Annotated in this window: 18 protein-coding genes and 1 tRNA gene; 11 read left to right on the forward strand and 8 right to left on the reverse strand. The window is 64.3% G+C overall.

Translation table 11 applies throughout. From position 1 onward, the window contains the following. Positions 1 to 233 precede the first annotated feature (233 nt). Positions 234 to 323 (forward strand) — tRNA-Ser (locus DLJ49_RS18115). Positions 324 to 683: 360 nt separating this feature from the next. Here DLJ49_RS18115 and DLJ49_RS18120 read toward each other — a convergent pair. The 8 genes from DLJ49_RS18120 to DLJ49_RS18150 form a co-directional block, all read right to left on the reverse strand. Continuing rightward, positions 684 to 1,688: an HIT family protein gene (locus DLJ49_RS18120; protein ID WP_199533423.1), complete on the reverse strand. Its 1,005-nt coding sequence runs from the start codon at positions 1,686 to 1,688 to the stop codon at positions 684 to 686. 80 nt (positions 1,689 to 1,768) lie between these two features. Beyond that, positions 1,769 to 2,152 carry a hypothetical protein gene (locus DLJ49_RS18125; protein WP_115394945.1) on the reverse strand — a complete coding sequence of 128 codons (384 nt, stop codon included), beginning with the start codon at positions 2,150 to 2,152 and terminating at the stop codon, positions 1,769 to 1,771. Next, the gene (locus DLJ49_RS18130; RefSeq protein WP_115394946.1) at positions 2,152 to 3,477 is read right to left on the reverse strand and encodes a recombinase family protein; all 1,326 of its coding nucleotides are present in this window, start codon (positions 3,475 to 3,477) and stop codon (positions 2,152 to 2,154) included. Before DLJ49_RS18130 ends, DLJ49_RS18125 begins: the two co-directional genes overlap by 1 nt. Further along, on the reverse strand, positions 3,474 to 3,971 hold the full coding sequence (locus DLJ49_RS18135; protein ID WP_115394947.1) for a DUF2924 domain-containing protein: 498 nt from the start codon (positions 3,969 to 3,971) through the stop codon (positions 3,474 to 3,476). Before DLJ49_RS18135 ends, DLJ49_RS18130 begins: the two co-directional genes overlap by 4 nt. Beyond that, the gene (locus tag DLJ49_RS21485; RefSeq protein WP_147277340.1) at positions 3,968 to 4,186 is read right to left on the reverse strand and encodes a hypothetical protein; all 219 of its coding nucleotides are present in this window, start codon (positions 4,184 to 4,186) and stop codon (positions 3,968 to 3,970) included. Before DLJ49_RS21485 ends, DLJ49_RS18135 begins: the two co-directional genes overlap by 4 nt. Positions 4,187 to 4,332: 146 nt before the next feature. Continuing rightward, the gene (locus DLJ49_RS21490; RefSeq protein WP_147277341.1) at positions 4,333 to 7,860 is read right to left on the reverse strand and encodes a hypothetical protein; all 3,528 of its coding nucleotides are present in this window, start codon (positions 7,858 to 7,860) and stop codon (positions 4,333 to 4,335) included. Between the two features lie 401 nt (positions 7,861 to 8,261). After that, complete coding sequence (locus DLJ49_RS18145; protein WP_115394949.1) at positions 8,262 to 8,993, reverse strand: hypothetical protein; 732 nt, start codon at positions 8,991 to 8,993, stop codon at positions 8,262 to 8,264. 1 nt (position 8,994) lies between these two features. Beyond that, positions 8,995 to 9,672, reverse strand: coding sequence for an XRE family transcriptional regulator (locus tag DLJ49_RS18150; RefSeq protein WP_115394950.1), 678 nt, complete (start codon positions 9,670 to 9,672; stop codon positions 8,995 to 8,997). A gap of 108 nt (positions 9,673 to 9,780) precedes the next feature. Here DLJ49_RS18150 and DLJ49_RS22210 point away from each other — a divergent pair, with 108 nt between their 5' ends. The 10 genes from DLJ49_RS22210 to DLJ49_RS18195 all read left to right on the forward strand — a co-directional run bounded on the left by DLJ49_RS22210 (position 9,781) and on the right by DLJ49_RS18195 (position 18,404). Continuing rightward, the gene (locus tag DLJ49_RS22210; RefSeq protein WP_199533424.1) at positions 9,781 to 10,464 is read left to right on the forward strand and encodes a hypothetical protein; all 684 of its coding nucleotides are present in this window, start codon (positions 9,781 to 9,783) and stop codon (positions 10,462 to 10,464) included. Positions 10,465 to 10,675: 211 nt separating this feature from the next. Next, positions 10,676 to 10,888 (forward strand): helix-turn-helix transcriptional regulator, encoded by a 213-nt coding sequence (locus DLJ49_RS18155; RefSeq protein WP_074219579.1) that lies wholly within the window; start codon positions 10,676 to 10,678, stop codon positions 10,886 to 10,888. Further along, entirely contained in the window at positions 10,888 to 11,250 is a 363-nt protein-coding gene (locus tag DLJ49_RS18160) for a hypothetical protein (protein ID WP_233489229.1), read from the forward strand. The genes DLJ49_RS18155 and DLJ49_RS18160 overlap by 1 nt, the downstream gene beginning before the upstream one ends. Before the next feature lie 27 nt (positions 11,251 to 11,277). Continuing rightward, positions 11,278 to 11,766 (forward strand): hypothetical protein, encoded by a 489-nt coding sequence (locus DLJ49_RS18165; RefSeq protein WP_115394951.1) that lies wholly within the window; start codon positions 11,278 to 11,280, stop codon positions 11,764 to 11,766. Continuing rightward, entirely contained in the window at positions 11,763 to 12,641 is an 879-nt protein-coding gene (locus DLJ49_RS18170; RefSeq protein WP_115394952.1) for an ATP-binding protein, read from the forward strand. The genes DLJ49_RS18165 and DLJ49_RS18170 overlap by 4 nt, the downstream gene beginning before the upstream one ends. Before the next feature lie 14 nt (positions 12,642 to 12,655). Further along, a complete protein-coding gene (locus tag DLJ49_RS18175; RefSeq protein WP_115394953.1) occupies positions 12,656 to 13,258 on the forward strand; it encodes a hypothetical protein in 603 nt (200 codons plus the stop codon). A gap of 10 nt (positions 13,259 to 13,268) precedes the next feature. Further along, the gene (locus DLJ49_RS18180; RefSeq protein WP_115394954.1) at positions 13,269 to 14,936 is read left to right on the forward strand and encodes a DEAD/DEAH box helicase; all 1,668 of its coding nucleotides are present in this window, start codon (positions 13,269 to 13,271) and stop codon (positions 14,934 to 14,936) included. Between the two features lie 224 nt (positions 14,937 to 15,160). After that, the gene (locus DLJ49_RS18185; RefSeq protein WP_111405167.1) at positions 15,161 to 15,361 is read left to right on the forward strand and encodes a DUF6511 domain-containing protein; all 201 of its coding nucleotides are present in this window, start codon (positions 15,161 to 15,163) and stop codon (positions 15,359 to 15,361) included. Beyond that, positions 15,361 to 16,119 carry a PD-(D/E)XK nuclease family protein gene (locus DLJ49_RS18190; protein ID WP_115394955.1) on the forward strand — a complete coding sequence of 253 codons (759 nt, stop codon included), beginning with the start codon at positions 15,361 to 15,363 and terminating at the stop codon, positions 16,117 to 16,119. The genes DLJ49_RS18185 and DLJ49_RS18190 overlap by 1 nt, the downstream gene beginning before the upstream one ends. After that, complete coding sequence (locus DLJ49_RS18195; RefSeq protein WP_115394956.1) at positions 16,116 to 18,404, forward strand: AAA family ATPase; 2,289 nt, start codon at positions 16,116 to 16,118, stop codon at positions 18,402 to 18,404. The genes DLJ49_RS18190 and DLJ49_RS18195 overlap by 4 nt, the downstream gene beginning before the upstream one ends. The last annotated feature ends 285 nt before the right edge of the window (positions 18,405 to 18,689 follow it).

Genomic DNA, 18,689 nt, shown 5'->3' on the forward strand with positions numbered 1-18,689 from the left:
GGGCCCACGCGCACCGTCAACAGGCGTCGCGCCGCTCGGGAGGGTCTGCACAACCCTCGACCGGTCCTCACGACCGGCCCACGACCGCCAAATCCGCCGCTCAGACGCATTCGGTGAATACTGCGGGGTTAGAGAACCGCCGGGGACATTGCCCTCCACCCTCCGATCGGGCAGCCTGGCGGCCCCTTCCCGGCCTTGCGCATCCCCTGCCGGATTCGATAACACGTGCGCACGGAGAGGTGGCCGAGTGGTCGAAGGCGCACGCCTGGAACGCGTGTAGGCGGGAAACCGTCTCCAGGGTTCGAATCCCTGTCTCTCCGCCACCATCACCCTTTCGAACCCGTTGAGGTCGCCCGCCCAAGGCGGAATTTCTTCCGTTTTCAAAGGGGTTTGCCGGATGGATGCGAACCGCTGAGACACGGGTGCGCAGCCATTTTCGTCTCTGAAGGGCCTGTAGTCTCTGGTCGAGCGAACCGCGCCGATTCCGGTTCGGTCGGAATTTTCCTCGCCTTTCCAATGGCCTGACTCGCAGCGTCGCCAAAACTGCGAGCCCTGTTTCCAGCGCTATCGAGCGAGACAGAGACCGAACATGCAGGAGGCGCAGGCCAACGGGCTGGAACAGGCAAGCGCGTATCTGTGTCGCCTCCAAGGGCCGCGTGTTGCGCAGCTCACTGGCCGCGGGTTCAGTACTTTTGCTTGGCAGGGATGACGCCCCGTACTCCCCCTTTAGGATCTTCCACATCGCCAGCGCGACGCGGGATCAGGTGAACGTGCACGTGGAAAATGGTCTGGCCAGCTGTGCCGCCAGCGTTGATACCAACATTGAAGCCTTCGATTGTTGCGTCGAAACCGAGAAGCTCTGATCGCTGCTCAGCCAGAAGCGCATGCATTGCGTTCAGCTCTGGTTGGTAGAGGTCGAAGTAGTCGGCAACATGTCGCTTTGGAATGATGAGGGTGTGCATGGGCGTCACTGGAAACCCATCCCGTATCGCGTAAGAGAGCTCGTTCTCCGCGATCACGCGACTTTCATCCACATCGCAGAAGATGCATCCGTCTTGACGGTTCTCGTAAGAATCTAGAACACCCCGGAAGTCGGCATCATCCCGATCGCGCTTGTTGGTATTGCAGGTTACGCATAGAGCCTGAAAGTTGCTGATATCGTCACTACCGCCGCGCGCCCGAGGCAAGATATGGTCGATGTGCAACGCAGCTTGATCCTCGTGAGCACCGCAGAGTTCGCAACGATACTTCGCTCTCTTGAGAACCTCGTACCGGACTGACCCAGGAATATAGCCGTCTGAGACGGCGCGGTGCCCCCAGATACCTTCGCCTCGTTTCTCCAGATAGGAATTCAGACGATCGTCACATCTTTGTTTTAGAGTGGCGATCTCTTCTTCAGAAAGCTCTTCGGCCGAGAGCTTGTAGCCCGTAATCCTCCGGCCATTTTTGATTGGCTCGGCAATACTGTTTTGGGTGAGTACCTTGCCCACCATGTTCTTGGTTCTGATCTCGTAATATTCGACTTGGGAACGATCGTAGCTCAAGAGCGCTTTTGCGATATCCTCGATGCTTGCGGTGCCTCCCTGTTCCAGCAGCACCCGCAGCATAACGGGCTGGTAGATGTGGGACATACGCATCTGTTCGCGGATGTAGGATTCTAATTGGGCGTAAGACAACGATTCACTCATGCACACAAGCTGCACATGGGTTGGCACGGAATCCATAGGCGACTGTCGCCGAGCCGTCTGCTCAGGTGCGAAGTGGGCCCCTATTCGAACACCCGCGCCGGCTGCTCGTCCCACGGCAAGCACGCGATGAAGCACAGATCGTAGAGGCTGATCGCGCAGGGCTCCCGACGCACGACCAGCCGCTCGAGGACGTCCGGCGCCAGCCATGCGAGGCGCAGGAGGCGGCTGACATAGCGGTCGGAGAGGCCTTCCTCGGCGGCGAGATCGGCGATGGTGGTGACCTCGCCGCGCTCCATCCGTTGCCGCCACGCCCATGCCCGGCCGATGGCGCGCAGCACGCGGGGATCCTGTCCCGGCGGCGGGCCCGCCGTCTCGATCTCTTTCGGCGGCAGGATGCGCGGGCGCCCGCCGCGTTTGCGGACCGCGAGCGGGATGTGGACGCGGATGGTGTCGTTCGCGGGCATCAGGCGGCGCCCTCCCGCGCGGGCGTCATCAGGCTCGCAAGCGCGCCAAGCCCGTCATGGCGAAGATCGATGTCCAACCCGTCTTCGCCCACCGTCACGCGCGCCACGAGCAGTTGGACGACGCGGGCCTGCTCGGCCGGGATCAGCGCCTTCCAGAGATCGTCGAACTGCGTGAGCGCCGTGGTCACGGTGCCCTCGTCGAGGTCGGGGCGCTCCTTCTTCAGGGGTCGGGCGGTGCGCGCGATGATCTCCGGCGTGCGCAGCAGCCGCCGGATTTCGCCGACGACCGCTTCCTCGACCATGGCCGCCGGGAGCCGCTGGGGCCCGCGCAGCTCGGCTGTCGGCCGTTTCTGGATCACGTCCATCGAGACGTAGTAGCAGTACCGCCTGTTGCCCTTCTCCGTGTGATGCGGGGTCATTGCGGCACCGGTCTCGGTGAAGATCAGCCCGCGCAGCAGCGCCGGCTCAGTGCTCCGTGTACGCCCGGCCCGCTGGTTCCGATTGCCGGCAAGCACGGCATGGGCGGCGTCCCACGACTCCGCATCGACGATGGGTTCGTGCATGCCGGGATAGGTCTCGCCCTTGTGGGTGATCTCGCCGCGGTAGATGCGGTTGTGCAGCAGCTTGTAGAGCGCCCCGCGGTCGATAGGCCGACCCCGCTTGGAGCGGATGCCACGCACGTTCAGTTCCCGGATCACGGCGGCGGTGGAATCGGACCGCGCGAAGAGCTCGAACATGCTGCGGACCTGCGCGGCCTCGGCCTCGTTCACGATCAGCTTGCGGTCGACCACGTCGTAGCCGAGCGGCACGTAGCCGCCCATCCACATGCCCTTCTTCTTCGAGGCAGCGACCTTGTCGCGGATCCGCTCGCCGATCACCTCGCGCTCGAACTGGGCGAAGCTGAGCAGGATATTCAGCGTCAGGCGGCCCATGGACGTGGTGGTGTTGAAGGACTGCGTGACGGAGACGAAGGTGACGCCGTGGCGGTCGAAGATCTCGACGAGTTTCGAGAAGTCCATCAGCGCGCGACTGAGGCGGTCGATCTTGTAGACGACGACCACGTCGATCAGCCCGTCCTCGATATCGGCGATCAGCTGCTTCAGCGCGGGGCGGTCCAGCGTGCCGCCGGAAAAACCGCCGTCGTCGTAGCGCTCGCGCAGGCACGCCCACCCCTCGGCGCGCTGGCTGGCGATGTAGGCCTCGCAGGCCTCCCGCTGCGCGTCGAGGCTGTTGAACTCCATGTCGAGCCCTTCCTCGCTCGACTTGCGGGTGTAGATGGCGCAGCGCAGGCGGCGCGTCGGCTCGGGCTTGCGTTTTCTGGTCATCGCGCGCCCCCGGTCTGGTCGAGCCCGAAGAAGCGCCAGCCATTCCAATGCGCACCCGTGATCGCCCGAACGGCGGCCGAGAGCGACTTGAAGCGCCGGCCCTGCCATTCGAAGCCGTCCGCCAGCACGGTGACCATGTGCTCCTCGCCGCCCCACTCGCGGACCAGCTTCGTCCCAGGTGCCGGCTTGCGCGGGTCCGCAAGCATGCCGCCCAGCTTGCCGTTCATGACCTCGTCGGCGAGCGCATCGAGCGTGCGCCGCGTCTCCCGGCGCAGCCCACCATGGGCAAGTTCCTGGATGCGATAACCGAGCCGAAGCTCGAGGTTGCCGCGGCTGGCGTTCGGCGCGCGCTCCCCAAAGATGGCCTGCCACTTTTCCTGCAGCTCGGGCACCGTCATCGCCTTCAGCGCGGTCAGTTCGGCTAGGACGTTGATCCCCTCCGTCTGGCGTGCGGGCGCGGCCTTCGTGCCTGATTTCCTTGTGTTTTTCCTCATGCGTCATCTCCAACTCGGTTGCGAACCTGTCTCCGACGACGGCGTCTGAGGGCGAGAATGTCCAGCGAACTGTCTCCATCGAACGAAGAATTCTTGTTCGTTTCCAGTGGGTTGGTGCGCGCGATGGCGCTGGCGAGGATGGTCGCCAGTTCCGCCAACCGCTCATCGGTGGTGAGCGTCTCGGCGGGCGGCGCGAAGGTGCTGTCGTCTTGCATGGGGAGCGAACCTCCTGAGGCGGTTTGCTCCGTGTTGGCCGGGCGCGATAACAGATATCAAGCTTAAACAGAGAGTTGTCGAAAGAACGCGAAACAAAAGGAAGCGGATCGGACACGATGCGTAGACGATACTAGCATCAAGATCACTACTCGAATCGTTGGTCTCGCTCGCGCTCTTCCTCCTGTTCGGCTTGGCGGATACGAGCAATTCTCGCGCGAATCCCCGGAGCCAAACGGACGATGCTATGACGAACCTCTGGTGCGGGATGGTCGATTAGCGTCTCGATACTCTTCAAGCGGCTTTCCATGATATCCGCTCTGCTACCGGACCAGCTCATCGGTGCGAGGTATTCGAGATAGGCCTCCACGACTTCCTCGGGGCGCGGCGCGGCGTTAAGAAAACCCAAAGCCTGGGCCGAGATCTCCCTTACTTCATCGTTATCTTGAGAGCCTCGTGCGAATGGCGAGATGTTTGGCGCAACCTTGGCCCAGCGAGTGGGATCTTCGTGGCACCATTCGATGAGTGGATCCACTGGTACATGGATCAGACAGTCACGATCTAAACCGCTACGAAGGCGGATTGAAGGTCCGTCCTCTCCATCCGGGAACAGTCTAGAAAGAAAGATTTGAGGCGACTTGCGAGCCAATACAGCAAGCGTACGTTCCACGTCATAAGTGCTGCCGTAGCGCCGCGCTGCCCGCGCTATAATCGCATCCATGCAACGGGCTGCTAGGGCAGAACTTTCACCCCGCATGCAATACGACAGCGTCTCAGCCATGTCATGATCAATATTCGAGTTGATCGTTTCATTCGTTAGGATGGTGATCACCGCATCCACCCCCGTGGCATTGAGTTCGTCCGGCCAGGCGTCGCGCGAACCCTTTTCAACAAACCCGAGCATTTGCAAAGAATCGACCACAAGAAGTGCCCCACCCTCTCTTCCCAGCAGTGACCGAAGAAGCTGAACGCGCTGCTCGTCATTCAGTTCGCGCTCTTCACGCCAAGCTATATCGTGTAGTAGCCACGCGGCGGTTTCTGCTTCGCCAGCGATCTCAACAACGTTTTCAAATTCATCCCCAGGAAGAACGCCTTTACGGAGAAAGACTGAATAGATGCGTCGGAGGGCAGGCGTTTCGCGACACTCTGCCCTAATAGATTCTGCAATTGCCGGGCTGTTCTCATCCAGCTGGTGAAGTAGTCCCGAGAGAAAGCCAACCTGTTGCGGTTTGTCGGGATTGCTCAAATACAAATCGCGTAGGATTTCCCACGTCCGTCTCGGTTCGCGATTTCCCTGAACCAACCCGATGCCGAGAGAGTAGAGGGGCCGGCCTTTGTGCTCGAACAGGTCTCTCCCGATCGCTTGGAGCACATCTGGGGAAGCTGCCAATTCTTGTCCAAGGAGCTCCAATCGTTCGGCGCGCCTAGCCTCAGCGGCCCTATGATCGTCGTCTTCGGAATCGAGGTCCCAACCACGTACGGTTTCCGCGCGCACTCGGGCGGAAAGGTCCGTGGGTGCCATATCGTCGATGAGCTCTTGCAGCAGCGCCGAGTCTTCCGCAGAAAGCTCCGAGCCACGCTCATTTAACAGGTATCGCATTCGCCGGAGCGCATGCCACCCCTCCACCCAAGGTGTCTCTTCGTGCAACTGACGCGCAATGGCACCGACTTTCGAGCGAAGAGTTGGAACGCACCGCCAAATTCCGTCAATCTCGTCGGACAGTGCTTTTCTAACACTGTCTCTTACTTCTACCGGTCCAGCCAGAGCAGTTTCCGCTGCCAAGTCCAACCACCGGGAGAACCAGTCTTCAACCTGAGCCCCACGCGGTTCCCATCCAAAAGAGTCCGGGCGCGCGTCATCGAATGAGAGGATCGAAGAAGACCAGTGGCCTGTTCGCAAGGCCGACTTGAGCATGCTGACCCCCCGCGAATTCTGGTTCGCATCGTTCGCGAGAAGATACTGGCTTGCCACCTGTACGCGGGCTTCCGTCTTTGCCAGAGTTCCCGAGAGGTACAGGCCAAAAAGACTGCTCAGCACATCATCTGCATTGGAGGCTCGTTGTTCGTCAAAAGCAATGGCCAGCGAAACGAAGCTTTCGCAAGCCTGAGGGAACATGACCTCAGAATGTGCAATCCGCGCGATCATGCGGGTCAAACTGTCTAGGTGAAGGAATTCTTCTGGCGCCGCCGCAATAGCGGTGACCATTGCATTGACAACCTGGAGCGCATCTTCAGGAACCAAATGGCACACTGCCTCGAGCACCTGGAGATCCGGCGAGGGACCATGCAACGGTCCGCCAGGCTCCATCCATCGGGTCACAATGCGTCGAGCCTCTTCGCAATCGTGAAGATAAGAGAGCCGTCGAGCGAGTGACCGTCTAAGGCGCGGTTTATCGGCAAAGCCGTCGGCGATATTCCGGAACGGGATTGATCTCAGCGCCTGTCGGGCGAGACGGTTGGCAAGCGCGTGGGGCAATACTGCCCGCCATCTGCTTCTTGCTTGCGCAAGTCCCCTGGCGAGCAGGGTGCTTGCATGCCGATGCATTGCCCTACGCGACAACTCAGCAAGCGAACCTAAGAAGAGAAGTTCATCCGGCTGCTCATCTCCGTCCACTTCAAAGGAGTAGACCAACGATAGAACCTCAGCGGCTCGAGCCAGCTCCTCGTTTCGCTCCTCGCGTTGCCAGAACAAGCGATCAAAAAGCGCCGCGTCATTGAATGCGGTGAGGCTACCAGTTTGGGGGATCGCCTGAGCCAGTGCGAAGCCGAGCCTGGCGTTACCTTGAGCAAGTTCGGCAAGCCGTCGAGCATCTCCCGTGGACAGATCGTTGCGCCGACGGCGAAGTAGGGCTTCGACAATGTCGGAGCCTTCGGCTTCGACGCGAACGACGTCTGTCTCTTCCGGACGATCACTTCGGACATCATACTCGACCGAGATCAGTCGGACGGCTCCAGGGCGCTCTGCCAATTTCCGCGCTAGTGCTTGGTGAGTGTCGGGCGGGCAGTTGTCCACCACAAGAACTGCTGGAGCGCCGCGTTCAATCAGTGCCTCCAGCATTCCAGTTGGTGTAGGATCGGGAGAATGGCCCAAGTCTGTGTAGACCGCATGAGAAACTGGCAAGGCCGAAACGGACCCTATCGGCTCGAAGAGTGCTTGGGCTATCCGACTCTTGCCAATTCCGGAAAGGCCGGCGATGCGCACGGCACTGGTGCCATCACGAACCAGTTTTCTTATCTCGTCGAGCGCTTCAGGCAGATTTCGGATTGGAGCGTGACGCTCAATATGAAAAACAAGCCCTTCCTCGCAGATCAAATCGTCAACTTCTCCTTCTGGAGTCGATGACCAGCGTCCAAACGGCTGCCAGCCCGCGAGGATAGGAAGGTCTAGGCGCCTGCGTAGCCAAGCAGCCACCGAGGGATGTGTACTGACCCATCGACTGATGGCATTACGGTCCAAGAGTGCCAGCTCCAGTCTTGTCCCATTCGGGTCGTCGGCGACAGCTTCACGCATGGCATCGACGCGGCGTTTGAGCATGGCCTCTGAGCAGTTCGCCCCGGCGCTCGCGATGAGATAGGAGCCACCTCGAGCCGCAATTGCCGAGATCGCGGGGCGTAGATTCCCTGCGGGACGCATCTCGGTGGCGATGGCGCCGGGAGTGAGGTCGGCAGCTTTCACCTGAATTCCAACGTCTCGGCGCGCGAGGGGGCCAGCCGAAATGAACGGACCGGTAGGCTCGACCACTACGTCGAGACCGCCATCGGCAGCCGTCTGGCTTCCTCCCCAACGAACCTCATTCCGATGACCGCCTTGTCGTTCGCGCTCAGCCTCGCATAACCGAGCGATCAGTTCGCGAAGATCAGCATCCGATAGATCGACCAAGCGGTTACTCGGAATGTCAAAGATTGGCATGAAAACACTTCCTTTTGCGACGATCTACGAACTGCCGAGGTTGTATAAAGCATTGGGCAGGCTTAGCCGAAAGCGCGAACTCTTTGAAATATGTTGGTCGCCCCTGTTGAAACTGCAGCACCAGCGCGCTGTAGCCCGATGGGCAGACGAACTGGACCATTTGTGCCTCAGTGCCGCGTCGCCCCTTGTACCATCCCATCCGTCTCCAGCCGCAGCGCCGCCCGCCACAACGCCGTCTTCATGAACATCGCCTCCTCGAACCGGTAGCTGGCGTGTCCGCGCTTCTGCTGCAGAAGCCCCGCCCAGCAAAGCGGGCGCAGCACCTCGATGTAGAGCTGGCCCATCATCTCGTCGTAGCGCGGCAACGGCCCCTTCTCGGGTTCTCCGAAGAGCACGCGGCGGAGGTGGCCGCCGGTGGCGCCGTCCTCGGTCTCGACATTGAGCACGTTCAGGAACACGTCCCAGTTGCCCAGGATCGGCGCGTCGTCGAACCGCGACATGCTGGCGTGGTTGATCCGGAACAGAAAAAACGGGACGACCGTGCCGAAAATCTCGCCGGGATGGCCCGTCAGCGTCTGGCCAGCCTTGGTCAGGCGGAACTCACCCTTGTAGTGCCGGCCGAGCTTCATTGCGATCATCAGGTCGTGCAGCACCATGAGCGGGGCGAAGTCTGGCTCGTTCAGGACCTTGTTGACGGCGAAGAGGTCCGCCTCGGTGTGACCCGGCCAGTCGAACTCGGCCGCAGCCCAGTGCACGAAGATTCGCTTGAAAGCCTTGGACGGCGTCAGTGGGATGCCACCATGCTCTTCGATCCAGGCGAAGGTCTTCTCCACCCCGCGCACCATTGGCGAGAACGCCAGCGCCGGATCGGCATCGTCTACCTCGCGGAATGCGATCACCTCAGATCTCCCGCGCGAACCAACGGATGCGGCCGACGATGTGGATCTCGTCGGCCGTTCGCTCGTAAGGGCTGTAGAAGCCGTTGTCCGAGATGACGCGAACGGCGGGCGGGTCGCTGTTCGGGATGTGCTCGAGCCGCTTGGCCACCAGCCCCATGCCGTCGTCCAGCACGAAGATGCCGGGCGGGTTCGGTGCGCGGCGCGCCATGTCGACGAGCACCGTGTCGCCGTCGAGCAGCGTCGGCGCCATGCTGTCGCCCTCGACATGCATGATCCGCAGTTGAGAGGGGCTGGCCTTCAGGCTGTGCCGGATCCAGGACCGGCGGAAGTGGTAGGCGCGGCCGGCGGGGTCGTCCTGTTCCAGGACCACGGCGCCGCCGCCCATCGACGGGCGTGGGCTCGCATGCGCGATCGAGACGAAGGCCTCGTCCGGGTTCTCGATGAAGGGGGGCGTGCCCTCGACATCGCCGATGCCGTGGATCAGCCAGTCGCGGTCGACCTTGAGGACGCGGGCGACCTCTGCCAGCCGGTCGATGCCGGGGCGGGATGATCGTCCGCGCAGGATGTCGTAGACGAAAGAGCGGTTCACCCCAGCCATCTCGGCGACATGGGCGGGGCTGAGGCCGAGCTGGTTGGCCCGGGCCCTAAGACGGTCGGCAAGCGTGTGGTGCTCGTTCATGTTTCCCCACCCAACTGTGGATGAAATAGGATAAAATCGGATTGATCGACAGCCGTCAAGCGAATAAGAACAGAAGGTAAACATCAGGCAGGGGAATCGGAGGGGCGCGTGCACATCGACAAGCTGTATTTCACGCTCCCCGAGGTGCTCGAGCGCTGGCGGATCTCCGAGACGGACCTTGTCTACCTGGCCGAGAACGACAAGCTCCGGTTGTCGGTCCGTGTCTTCGGAGAGCCGGTCGAGTTCGGCGACTACGAGGAGGGCCAAGACGGCGAGCGCTTCCGCGTGCCATGGGAGCAGAAGCCCTTCAGCGGGCTGCTCGACCTGCACGCCTGCGATGTCTTCCAGCTGTTCCGCTGCGGCGAGCTCCATGTCAGCGAGTTCCGCACCCCGCGCGCAGACTATGCGTCGCTTTACGGCGAGGCCAGGCCGGTCTTCGTGATGATCGGCGATCTTCTGCTAAGGCGCGAGGAACGCGACCGTTTCGAGCTTCAGTCCGGCTTCTCCTCTGGCGGCTCGGCAATGGAGGAGAGCACCTTCATCGCCTCGGCCGACTACCAGGAGGTGCGCTGCAACGGCTACCGCTTCCGGCTCGGCCCGATCCAGGCGCAGGTCGTCCGCGCCTTGCACGAGGCCGCGCAGCGGGGCGAGCCCTGGCAGAGCGGCAAGGCCATCCTGTCCTCGGCCGGCTCGAAGAGCCTGCGCATGGCCGACGTCTTCAAATCGCAGAAGGACTGGCGGCAGCTGATCCGCTCCGACCGCCGCGGCGGCTACCGTCTGAACATCGACTGACTCGCCTGCTATCCCCCATGCGGGGTCTCGGATCGCGCTCGGTGTAAGATCGGCTGGGGGATGGAGGGGGATGACGATCCCCCAGCGAAACGTCCAGGCTTGTCCTGCAAGGCCATATCCATCCCCCTCCGCATCCCCCTGCGATCCTGACGACATCCCATAGCGGGATTTCGCAATCTCTCTCCGAAGCACACGCAAACGGAGAGAGCCGATGCAGCAGAAGCATTGCCTGAACCAGAAGGAACTCGCCCGGCGGTGGACGATCTCGCATCGTACGCTGGAGCGCTGGCGGTGGGCGGGTGAAGGCCCAGCCTACATGAAGATCGGCGGCCGGGTCGTTTACCGCCTCGAGGACATCGTCGCCTTCGAGCGCGACCAGCTCCAGCACACTATGGACACCCAGCCGCGCGCGGGAGCGGCCTGATGGGACGCCTGTCGCCCATCACCGAGGCCGAGGTCGTGCAGCTGCACGGCGCGAACGGGCCGGGGCTCGACGAGGTCGGGCTTGCCGCCTGGATCGCGCAGGCCGAACCCGGCGAGGCTCTGGTCTATCACCGCGGCTTCCTCGCCGTCGACGCCACGTCGGTCATCTCGAAGCTGCCGGCGGACCGGCAACGCGCGCTGCAGCTGGTGGCGGCCGCCGCCCGGCGTGCGGCCGAGCAGAACCTCGTCCACCTCGTGCAGTCCCGGCTCGGCCCCGACGCCTTCGCTTATATCGCCGTCGCTCGCCCGAAGCCCGGCCCGCCCGGTGCGGCGCTCTCGATGCGCCTGCTCGAGGCCGCCTGATCCCCATTCCCCATCCCGGAGACCCCAATGCCCTATCCCGAGAACACCCCCACGCCCGATGACCTGCCGGGCCTCAGCCCGCAGGAGATTGCTGGGCTGCCCGTGGAGCTGCTGGCCATCCTCCAGCGCGAAATCGACGAGCGCCTGAAACGCGACAAGGCCGCGAAGACCCGGCTCGATGCAGCCCTGACTGTCCGCTACGCCACCCGCGCCGCCGAGGAGCGGCAGGCGCAGGCCAAGGATACCGGCACGGTCCGCTTCGACGACGGCGATTTCACCGTGGTCGCGGATCTGCCGAAACGCGTCGAGTGGGGCCAGTCCCAGCTCGCGGCCATGGTCGAGCGGATCCGCGCCGCCGGGGACGACCCGGCCGAGTATGTCGATATCGCCTTCAAGGTGCCCGAGCGCAAATACGCGGCCTGGCCGGATGCGATCCGCCAGGGCTTCGAGCCGGCGCGGACCGTGAAGACCGGCGCGTTGAAGGTCGAAATTCGGCCGCAGGGAGGCGATGCATGAGCCTTCCGATCATCACCGCCGACGAGCGGCTGGCCGAGGTGCGCGGCGTGAAGGCCGCCATCTTCGGACCTCCGGGCATCGGCAAGACCACACTCCTGCGCACGCTCAATTCGACCACCTCGCTGTTTTTCGACCTCGAGGCCGGCGATCTCGCCATCGAGGGGCTGGCAATCGACACGATCCGCCCTCGTACCTGGCGGGAATGCCGCGACTTCGCGGTGTTCATCGGCGGCCCGAACCCGGCGCTGCGCAAGGACCAGCCCTACAGCGAGGACCACTACCAGGCGATCTGCCAGAAGTACGGCGATCCGAAGGTGCTGGAGAAGTACGACACGGTCTTCATCGACTCGATCACCGTTGCGGGGCGGCTCTGCTTCCAATGGTGCAAGGGCCAGCCAGAGGCGCATTCAGACAAGACCGGCAAGCCGGATATCCGCGGCGCCTACGGGCTGCACGGGCGCGAGATGATCGCCTGGCTCACCCACCTCCAGCACACGCGGGCGAAGAACGTGATTTTCGTCGGGATCCTCGACGAGAAGCTCGACGACTTTAATCGCAAGGTCTTCGTCCCGCAGATCGACGGCTCGAAGACCGGGCTTGAGCTGCCCGGCATCGTCGACGAGGTGCTGACGCTTACCTCGCTGCCCGACGACAAGGGCGTGCCGCAGCGGGTTTTCGTCTGCCACACGCAGAACCGCTGGGGCTATCCGGCCAAGGACCGCTCCGGCCGCCTCGATCTGCTGGAGCCGCCGCATCTCGGCCGGCTCATCGAGAAGATCCGCCAGCCCCTGCCGATCGATGCACGCCCGCTCGTGACGGATGCGCCGCGCATGCCGGCGCCGGCCGCGACCCCTCAATCCGATCCCACCAACTGAAAGGACCCCACGCCATGACCGGTCTCTGGAACGATTTCAACGACGCGCAGTCCAACACCAACGTCATCCCCAAGGGCACGCTGGCCAAGGTGCGGCTGACGATCCGCCCCGGCGGCTTCGACGACCCGTCGCAGGGCTGGACCGGGGGCTATGCCACCCGGGGCTCCACCGGCGCCGTCTATCTCAACGGCGAGTTCACCGTGCTCGAGGGCCCCTATGCCCGGCGCAAGATCTTCACGCTGATCGGGTTGCACAGCCCCAAGGGCCCGGACTGGGCCAACATGGGCCGCAGCCTCGTCCGCGGCATGCTGAACTCGGCGCGCGGGATTTCCGACAAGGACACCTCTCCCGAGGCGCAGGCCGCACGTCGGATCAACGGCTTCGCCGATCTCGACGGGCTCGAGTTCGTCGCGCGCATCGACATCGGCTCCGATGCCATGGGCGAGGACAAGAACGAGATCCGTGCCGCGGTCACGCCCGACCACCGCGACTATGCGCAGGTCATGGGCACGGCTGGCCACGGCTACCAGCCGCCATCGCAGCCCGCGCCGCAGCCCGCGGCGGCATCGCAGCCCACCGCTCCGGCGGCCCCCGGCCGTCCGGCCTGGGCGCAGTGAGGGGCATCCGATGCGGCTTCGTCCCCGCCAGAAAGTCTTCGTGGAGCGCAGCCTCGCTGCGCTCTCGAAGCACGGCAACACGCTCGGCGTCGCACCCACGGGCGCAGGCAAGACCATCATGCTGTCCGCGGTCACCGGCAAGCTCGTCGCGGAGACGGAGGCCAAGGCCTGCGTTCTTGCCCATCGCGACGAGCTGACCAGCCAGAACCGCGCGAAGTTTGGCCGGGTCAATCCGGAGGTGACCACATCCGTGGTGGATGCCGGCTCCAAGTCGTGGGCGGGACAAGTCACCTTCGCCATGGCGCCGACACTGTCGCGCTCGGCGAGCCTGAAGGCGATGCCGAGGCTCGACCTGCTGGTGATCGACGAGGCGCATCACGCGGTGGCAGACAGCTATCGTCGCATCATCGACCGCGTGCGCGACACCAATCCCGATGCGCGCATCTTCGGCGTCACGGCGACGCCCAACCGCGGCGACCGGAAAGGTCTGCGCGAGGTTTTCGACAATGTCGGCGACCAGGTCACGCTGGCCGAACTGATCGCGTCTGGTCACCTCGTGCCGCCGCGCACCTTCGTGATCGATGTGGGCGTGCAGGAGAAGCTGCGTGCCGTGCGCAAGACCGCGTCCGACTACGACATGGGTGCCGTCGCGGAAATCATGAACCGCGCGCCGATCACGGCCGAGGTCATCCGGCACTGGCGCGAGAAGGCCGGCGACCGGCAGACCGTGGTCTTCTGCTCGACGGTCGCCCACGCCGAGAATGTTGCCGAAGCCTTCAATGACCACGGGATCCCCGCCGGCGTAATCCACGGTGATCTCGGCTCCGAGACGCGCCGCCGGATCCTCGCGGCCTACGCCTCTGGCGAGATGCAGGTCGTCGTCAACGTGGCGGTGCTGACCGAGGGCTGGGACCACCCGCCGACCTCCTGCGTGGTGCTGCTGCGCCCCAGTTCCTGCAAGTCGACCATGATCCAGATGGTTGGGCGCGGCTTGCGCACCGTCGATCCCGCCGAGCACCCCGGCATCGTCAAGACCGACTGCATCGTGCTGGATTTCGGGATCTCGAGCCTGACGCATGGCACGCTGGAGCAGGACGTCGATCTCGACGGCCGCGATCCCACGCCATGCGCCGCGCCGACGAAGACCTGCCCGGAATGCGAGGCGACGGTCCCGCTCGCAGCCCGCCAATGCCCGATCTGCGGATACGAGTTCCTGAGCGACGGGGCGCCGCCGCTCGAAAGCGTGGTCATGTCCGAGATCGACCTCCTGAAGCGCTCCAGCTTTGCCTGGGAGGATCTGTTCGATGACGAGTCCGCGCTCATTGCGAGCGGGTTCAATGCCTGGGGCGGCGTGTTCTTCCTCGAGGGGCGCTGGCATGCCGTGGGCGGCGCGAAGAACGAGCGGACGCGCCTTCTTGGCGTGGGCGAGCGCACCGTCTGTCTGGCGCAGGCCGACGACTGGCTGAACGAACACGAGACCGACGAAAGCGCGTTCAAGTCCCGGCGCTGGCTGGGCCAGACGCCGACCGAGAAACAGCTCCAGTACCTCTCGCCCGCTCAACGCCAGGACTACGGGCTCACCCGCTACCGCGCCTCGGCGCTGATCACCTTCCAGTTCAACCGGCGCGACATTCGCCGGCTCGTCATTTCGGCCGCGCCCGAGCGGAGGGCGGCGTGAACCATGTCGCGCAAGTCCCATCCCCGCTCGCAGCGGCTCAGGATCGATCGGGCCGTGATCGCCTATGGCATCCGCGCCCGATGCTCTGCGCCGTCTGCACCGCGCGCACCCGCGGCTTCGGCTGGTTCGATCCCCACCGGCCGCGCCCAACCCGCACCCGCCGCTGGTTCTGCTCCATGGGCTGCCAGACGGCCTTCACCCGAAAAGCGAAGAGAGGATTGAGCATGGTCGATTTCACCGAAGAGGAAACCCAGGCGCTGCCCGCCGTCATGCGCGCACTCGCCCCAGAGATGGAGCGGATCGGCTGGGACCGGCCGCTGGGCCAGCTGACCCAGAACGACATGCACCGGCTGATCGTCACCACTGTCGAGGCGTTCCGCGCCGAGATGGCCGAGATCGCCGCGGAGTCGGAGATCCCGTTCTGATGCTGGATTACAACCACCGCCCCGGCATCGCGGAGCGCATCAACGCCGCCGTGGATGCCGCGCTCGTGGCTGAACGCGCAGGGACGCCCTCGCGCGATTACCTCGGCGCATCGCGGCTCGGCTACGCCTGCGAACGCGCGCTGCAGTTCGAGTTCGCAGGCGCGCCCAAGGATGAGGGCCAGGATTTCTCCGGCCGGTCGCTCCGGATCTTCGCGATCGGGCATGAGCTCGAGGATCTCGCCATCCGCTGGCTGCGGACGGCAGGGCTCGATCTGGTCACCGAGAAACGTGACGGCGGCCAGTTCGGCTTCTCCGTCGCAGGCGGGCGCATCCGCGGTCATGTCGACGGGATCGTCGCCGAGGCCCCCGCGGCGTTGGGGCTACGCACCCCGACGCTCTGGGAGTGCAAGACGATGAACGCGAAAAACTGGCGCGAGACGGTGGCCAAGGGTGTGGCCGTGGCGAAGCCGGTCTACGCCGCCCAGATCGCGCTCTACCAGGCCTACATGGAAGCGACCGTACCGGGCATCTCGGCCAACCCCGCGCTCTTCACCGCGATCAACAAGGACACCGCCGAGCTGCACCACGAGCTCGTGCCCTTCGACGCCGATCTCGCGCAGCGCATGTCCGACCGCGGCGTGCGGATCCTGCGGGCCACCGACGCGGGCGAGCTGCTCCCGCGCATCGCCGCCAATCGCGACTTCTTCGAATGCCGGTTCTGCCCGTGGGCGGAGCGTTGCTGGAGCCTGCCGGCATGAGCGACGACAACATCATCCACTTCAACCCCTGGCGGGATTTCAACGACGCGGCGCCCTTGGACGATCCCTTCGCCGTCGAACCGGACGCGGGTCAGATCGCCCGCTTCGTCGATGTCGTCTTCGGCTATTCCGAGGGCCTGATTCCGGTCCGCGGTTTCGTGGACAAGGGTCAGGGAAAGGACGGACGGCCGCACAATATCTGGATCGACGCGGACGCCAACGCGCCCGAGAAGCTCACCACCTTCGCCGGCTGGGCGGCGCGCGAGGGCGCGGCGGTCTACGTCATCCCCGGCACGGTCGCGGAAACCGGCCAGGCCCGCGCGGCCGATGTCCTGCAGATGCAGAGCCTCGTGGTCGATCTCGACTCGGGCGACATCCCGGCCAAGCTCGATCACCTCCTCCACCATCTCGGGCGACCGACGCTGATCATCGAGAGCGGCGGGCGCACGCCCGAGGGCGTGACCAAGCTCCATGTCTGGTGGAAGCTGACCGAACCTGCTGAGGGCCTTGATCTCGACCGGCTCTGCCAGCTGCGCGGCGAGATCGCGCTGAAGGTCGGCGGCGATACCCATTTCCGCTCGGCCCACCAGCCGATCCGCGTGCCCGGCACGGTCTATCACAAGGGCGGGCTGACCCGGCTCGTGCAGATCCGCGAGGCGACCGAGCTCGAGGTCGATCTCGCCGAAATGGCCGAGCGCGTCGCCGACATGCCGCCCATGCCCGGCGTCGGCATGGCCACGGCCGAGCCCCGCGAGAAACCCGCCATCGCCGATGTGTTGGCGACCCCGGTGCACGAGGGCGGCACGGACGACTGGTCCCGTTTCGAGGGCGCCTCGGCCGCCATCGGCTGTTTCCTGCGGCTGGTCCACGAGGGCCGGGTATCGATGGACGAGGGCTGGACGGCGATCTGCGGCTACAACGCCGCGATGCTGCGCCCCTCCTGGCCGCTCGACCGGCTGAAGCGCGAGACCAATCGCTTGTGGGAGCTGCACATCAAGCGGCACGGTCCGCCGCTGATCCGCCTGGACAGCGCAGCGTCGGCGCAGACCGATCTGCCCACCTTCACGCTGGGCGCGCTGCTCGACGATACGAGCCCGATGCCCGACGATATCATCGGACCACGCGTGCTGACGCCGGGCGGGCTCCTGGTGCTGGGCGGCGCGCCCAAGGTTGGCAAGAGCGACTTGCTGATCGCACTGCTCGTGCACATGGCGGCCGGCGTGCCCTTCATCGGCTTCACCCCGCCACGGCCGCTCCGGATCTTCTACCTGCAGGCCGAGATCCAGTACCACTACCTGCGCGAACGCATGCAGCAGATCGGTCTCCCGCCCGAGCTGATCGCCGCCGCGCGCGACAACCTGATCGTGACGCCGAAACTGCGGATGCTGCTCGATGCCGAGGGCAGCGCCCGCGTGGCCGAGGCCATCAGGGCCGTGTTCCCCGACGAAACGCTCGACATCCTCTGCATCGACCCGATCCGGAACCTCTTCGACGGTGGGCCGGACGGCGGCGGCGAGAACGACAACGACGCCATGATGTTCTTTCTCAAGGACCGGGTCGAGGCGCTCCGCGACCACGTCAACCCGGACTGCGGCGTGATCCTGGTCCACCACACCAAGAAGCTCTCGAAGCACCAGGTAAAGGAGGACCCGTTCCTCGCGCTCTCCGGCGCCAGTGCGCTCCGGGGCTTCTACACCACCGGCCTGATCCTGCACCGGCCTGACGAAGATGCCAGCGAGCGCCGGCTCGAGATCGAGCTGCGCAACGGTCCCGCGCTGCCTGCCAAGGTGGTCGACAAGGTGAATGGCAACTGGACCGAGCTCACCCCGAGCAGCGAGCGGCTGGTGCGGAAGGATCTGGGCGCCAGGCATGACGCGGAGCGGGATCGCAAGAACCTGGTCGTCCTCGGGCTGATCTTCGACGAGGCGGCCGAGGGACGGCTCTACACCGCCACGCAGTTCGCCGAAGCGTTAGAGAACCAGCACGATCTTGGCGGGCGCTACAGCATCCGCGAACGGCTCGCGGTCCTCGCCACCAAGGGGCAGATTAAGTTCCGCCGGAATTTCACGGAGCACGGCTTCCCCGGCACGCAATCGCATTTCGGGTATCTCGTCGTCCGGGACATGCGCTTCGGCCGCGATCCCGTCATCGACGCCGAGACCGGCGAGGTTCTCGACGAGGGCGTCCCGGTCCTGCCGACCCATTACAAATGCCCCCATTCCGGCCGCGCGCGCGAGGTCGAGAACCCCTCCGTCTGGGTCTATCCGGAGGAGGTCCATGACTGACTTCCTCATCATGAGCGCGGCCTTCCTCATTCTCACCCCTTCCTCATGGTTCAATGAAATCAATGGGTTGGGCATGAGGATGAGAAAGGTCCTCCTCATCGGCCTCTCTCATCGCTCGCACCACAAAAGCGCAATGAAAACAGTGCTCTACGCCCAAAACATGAGGCGAGTGGGGAAGCCCCCATACTACGTATGGGGAGGCCAACCGGCAGGTTTGGCCTCTCCTCCCATACGTCGATGGGTATCCGCGCGCGCGGGCCTCGACGCTCTCTGCACATCCCGATC

The sequence above is a fragment of the Rhodovulum sp. 12E13 genome (assembly GCF_003340565.1).
GTDB lineage: Bacteria > Pseudomonadota > Alphaproteobacteria > Rhodobacterales > Rhodobacteraceae > HLUCCA09.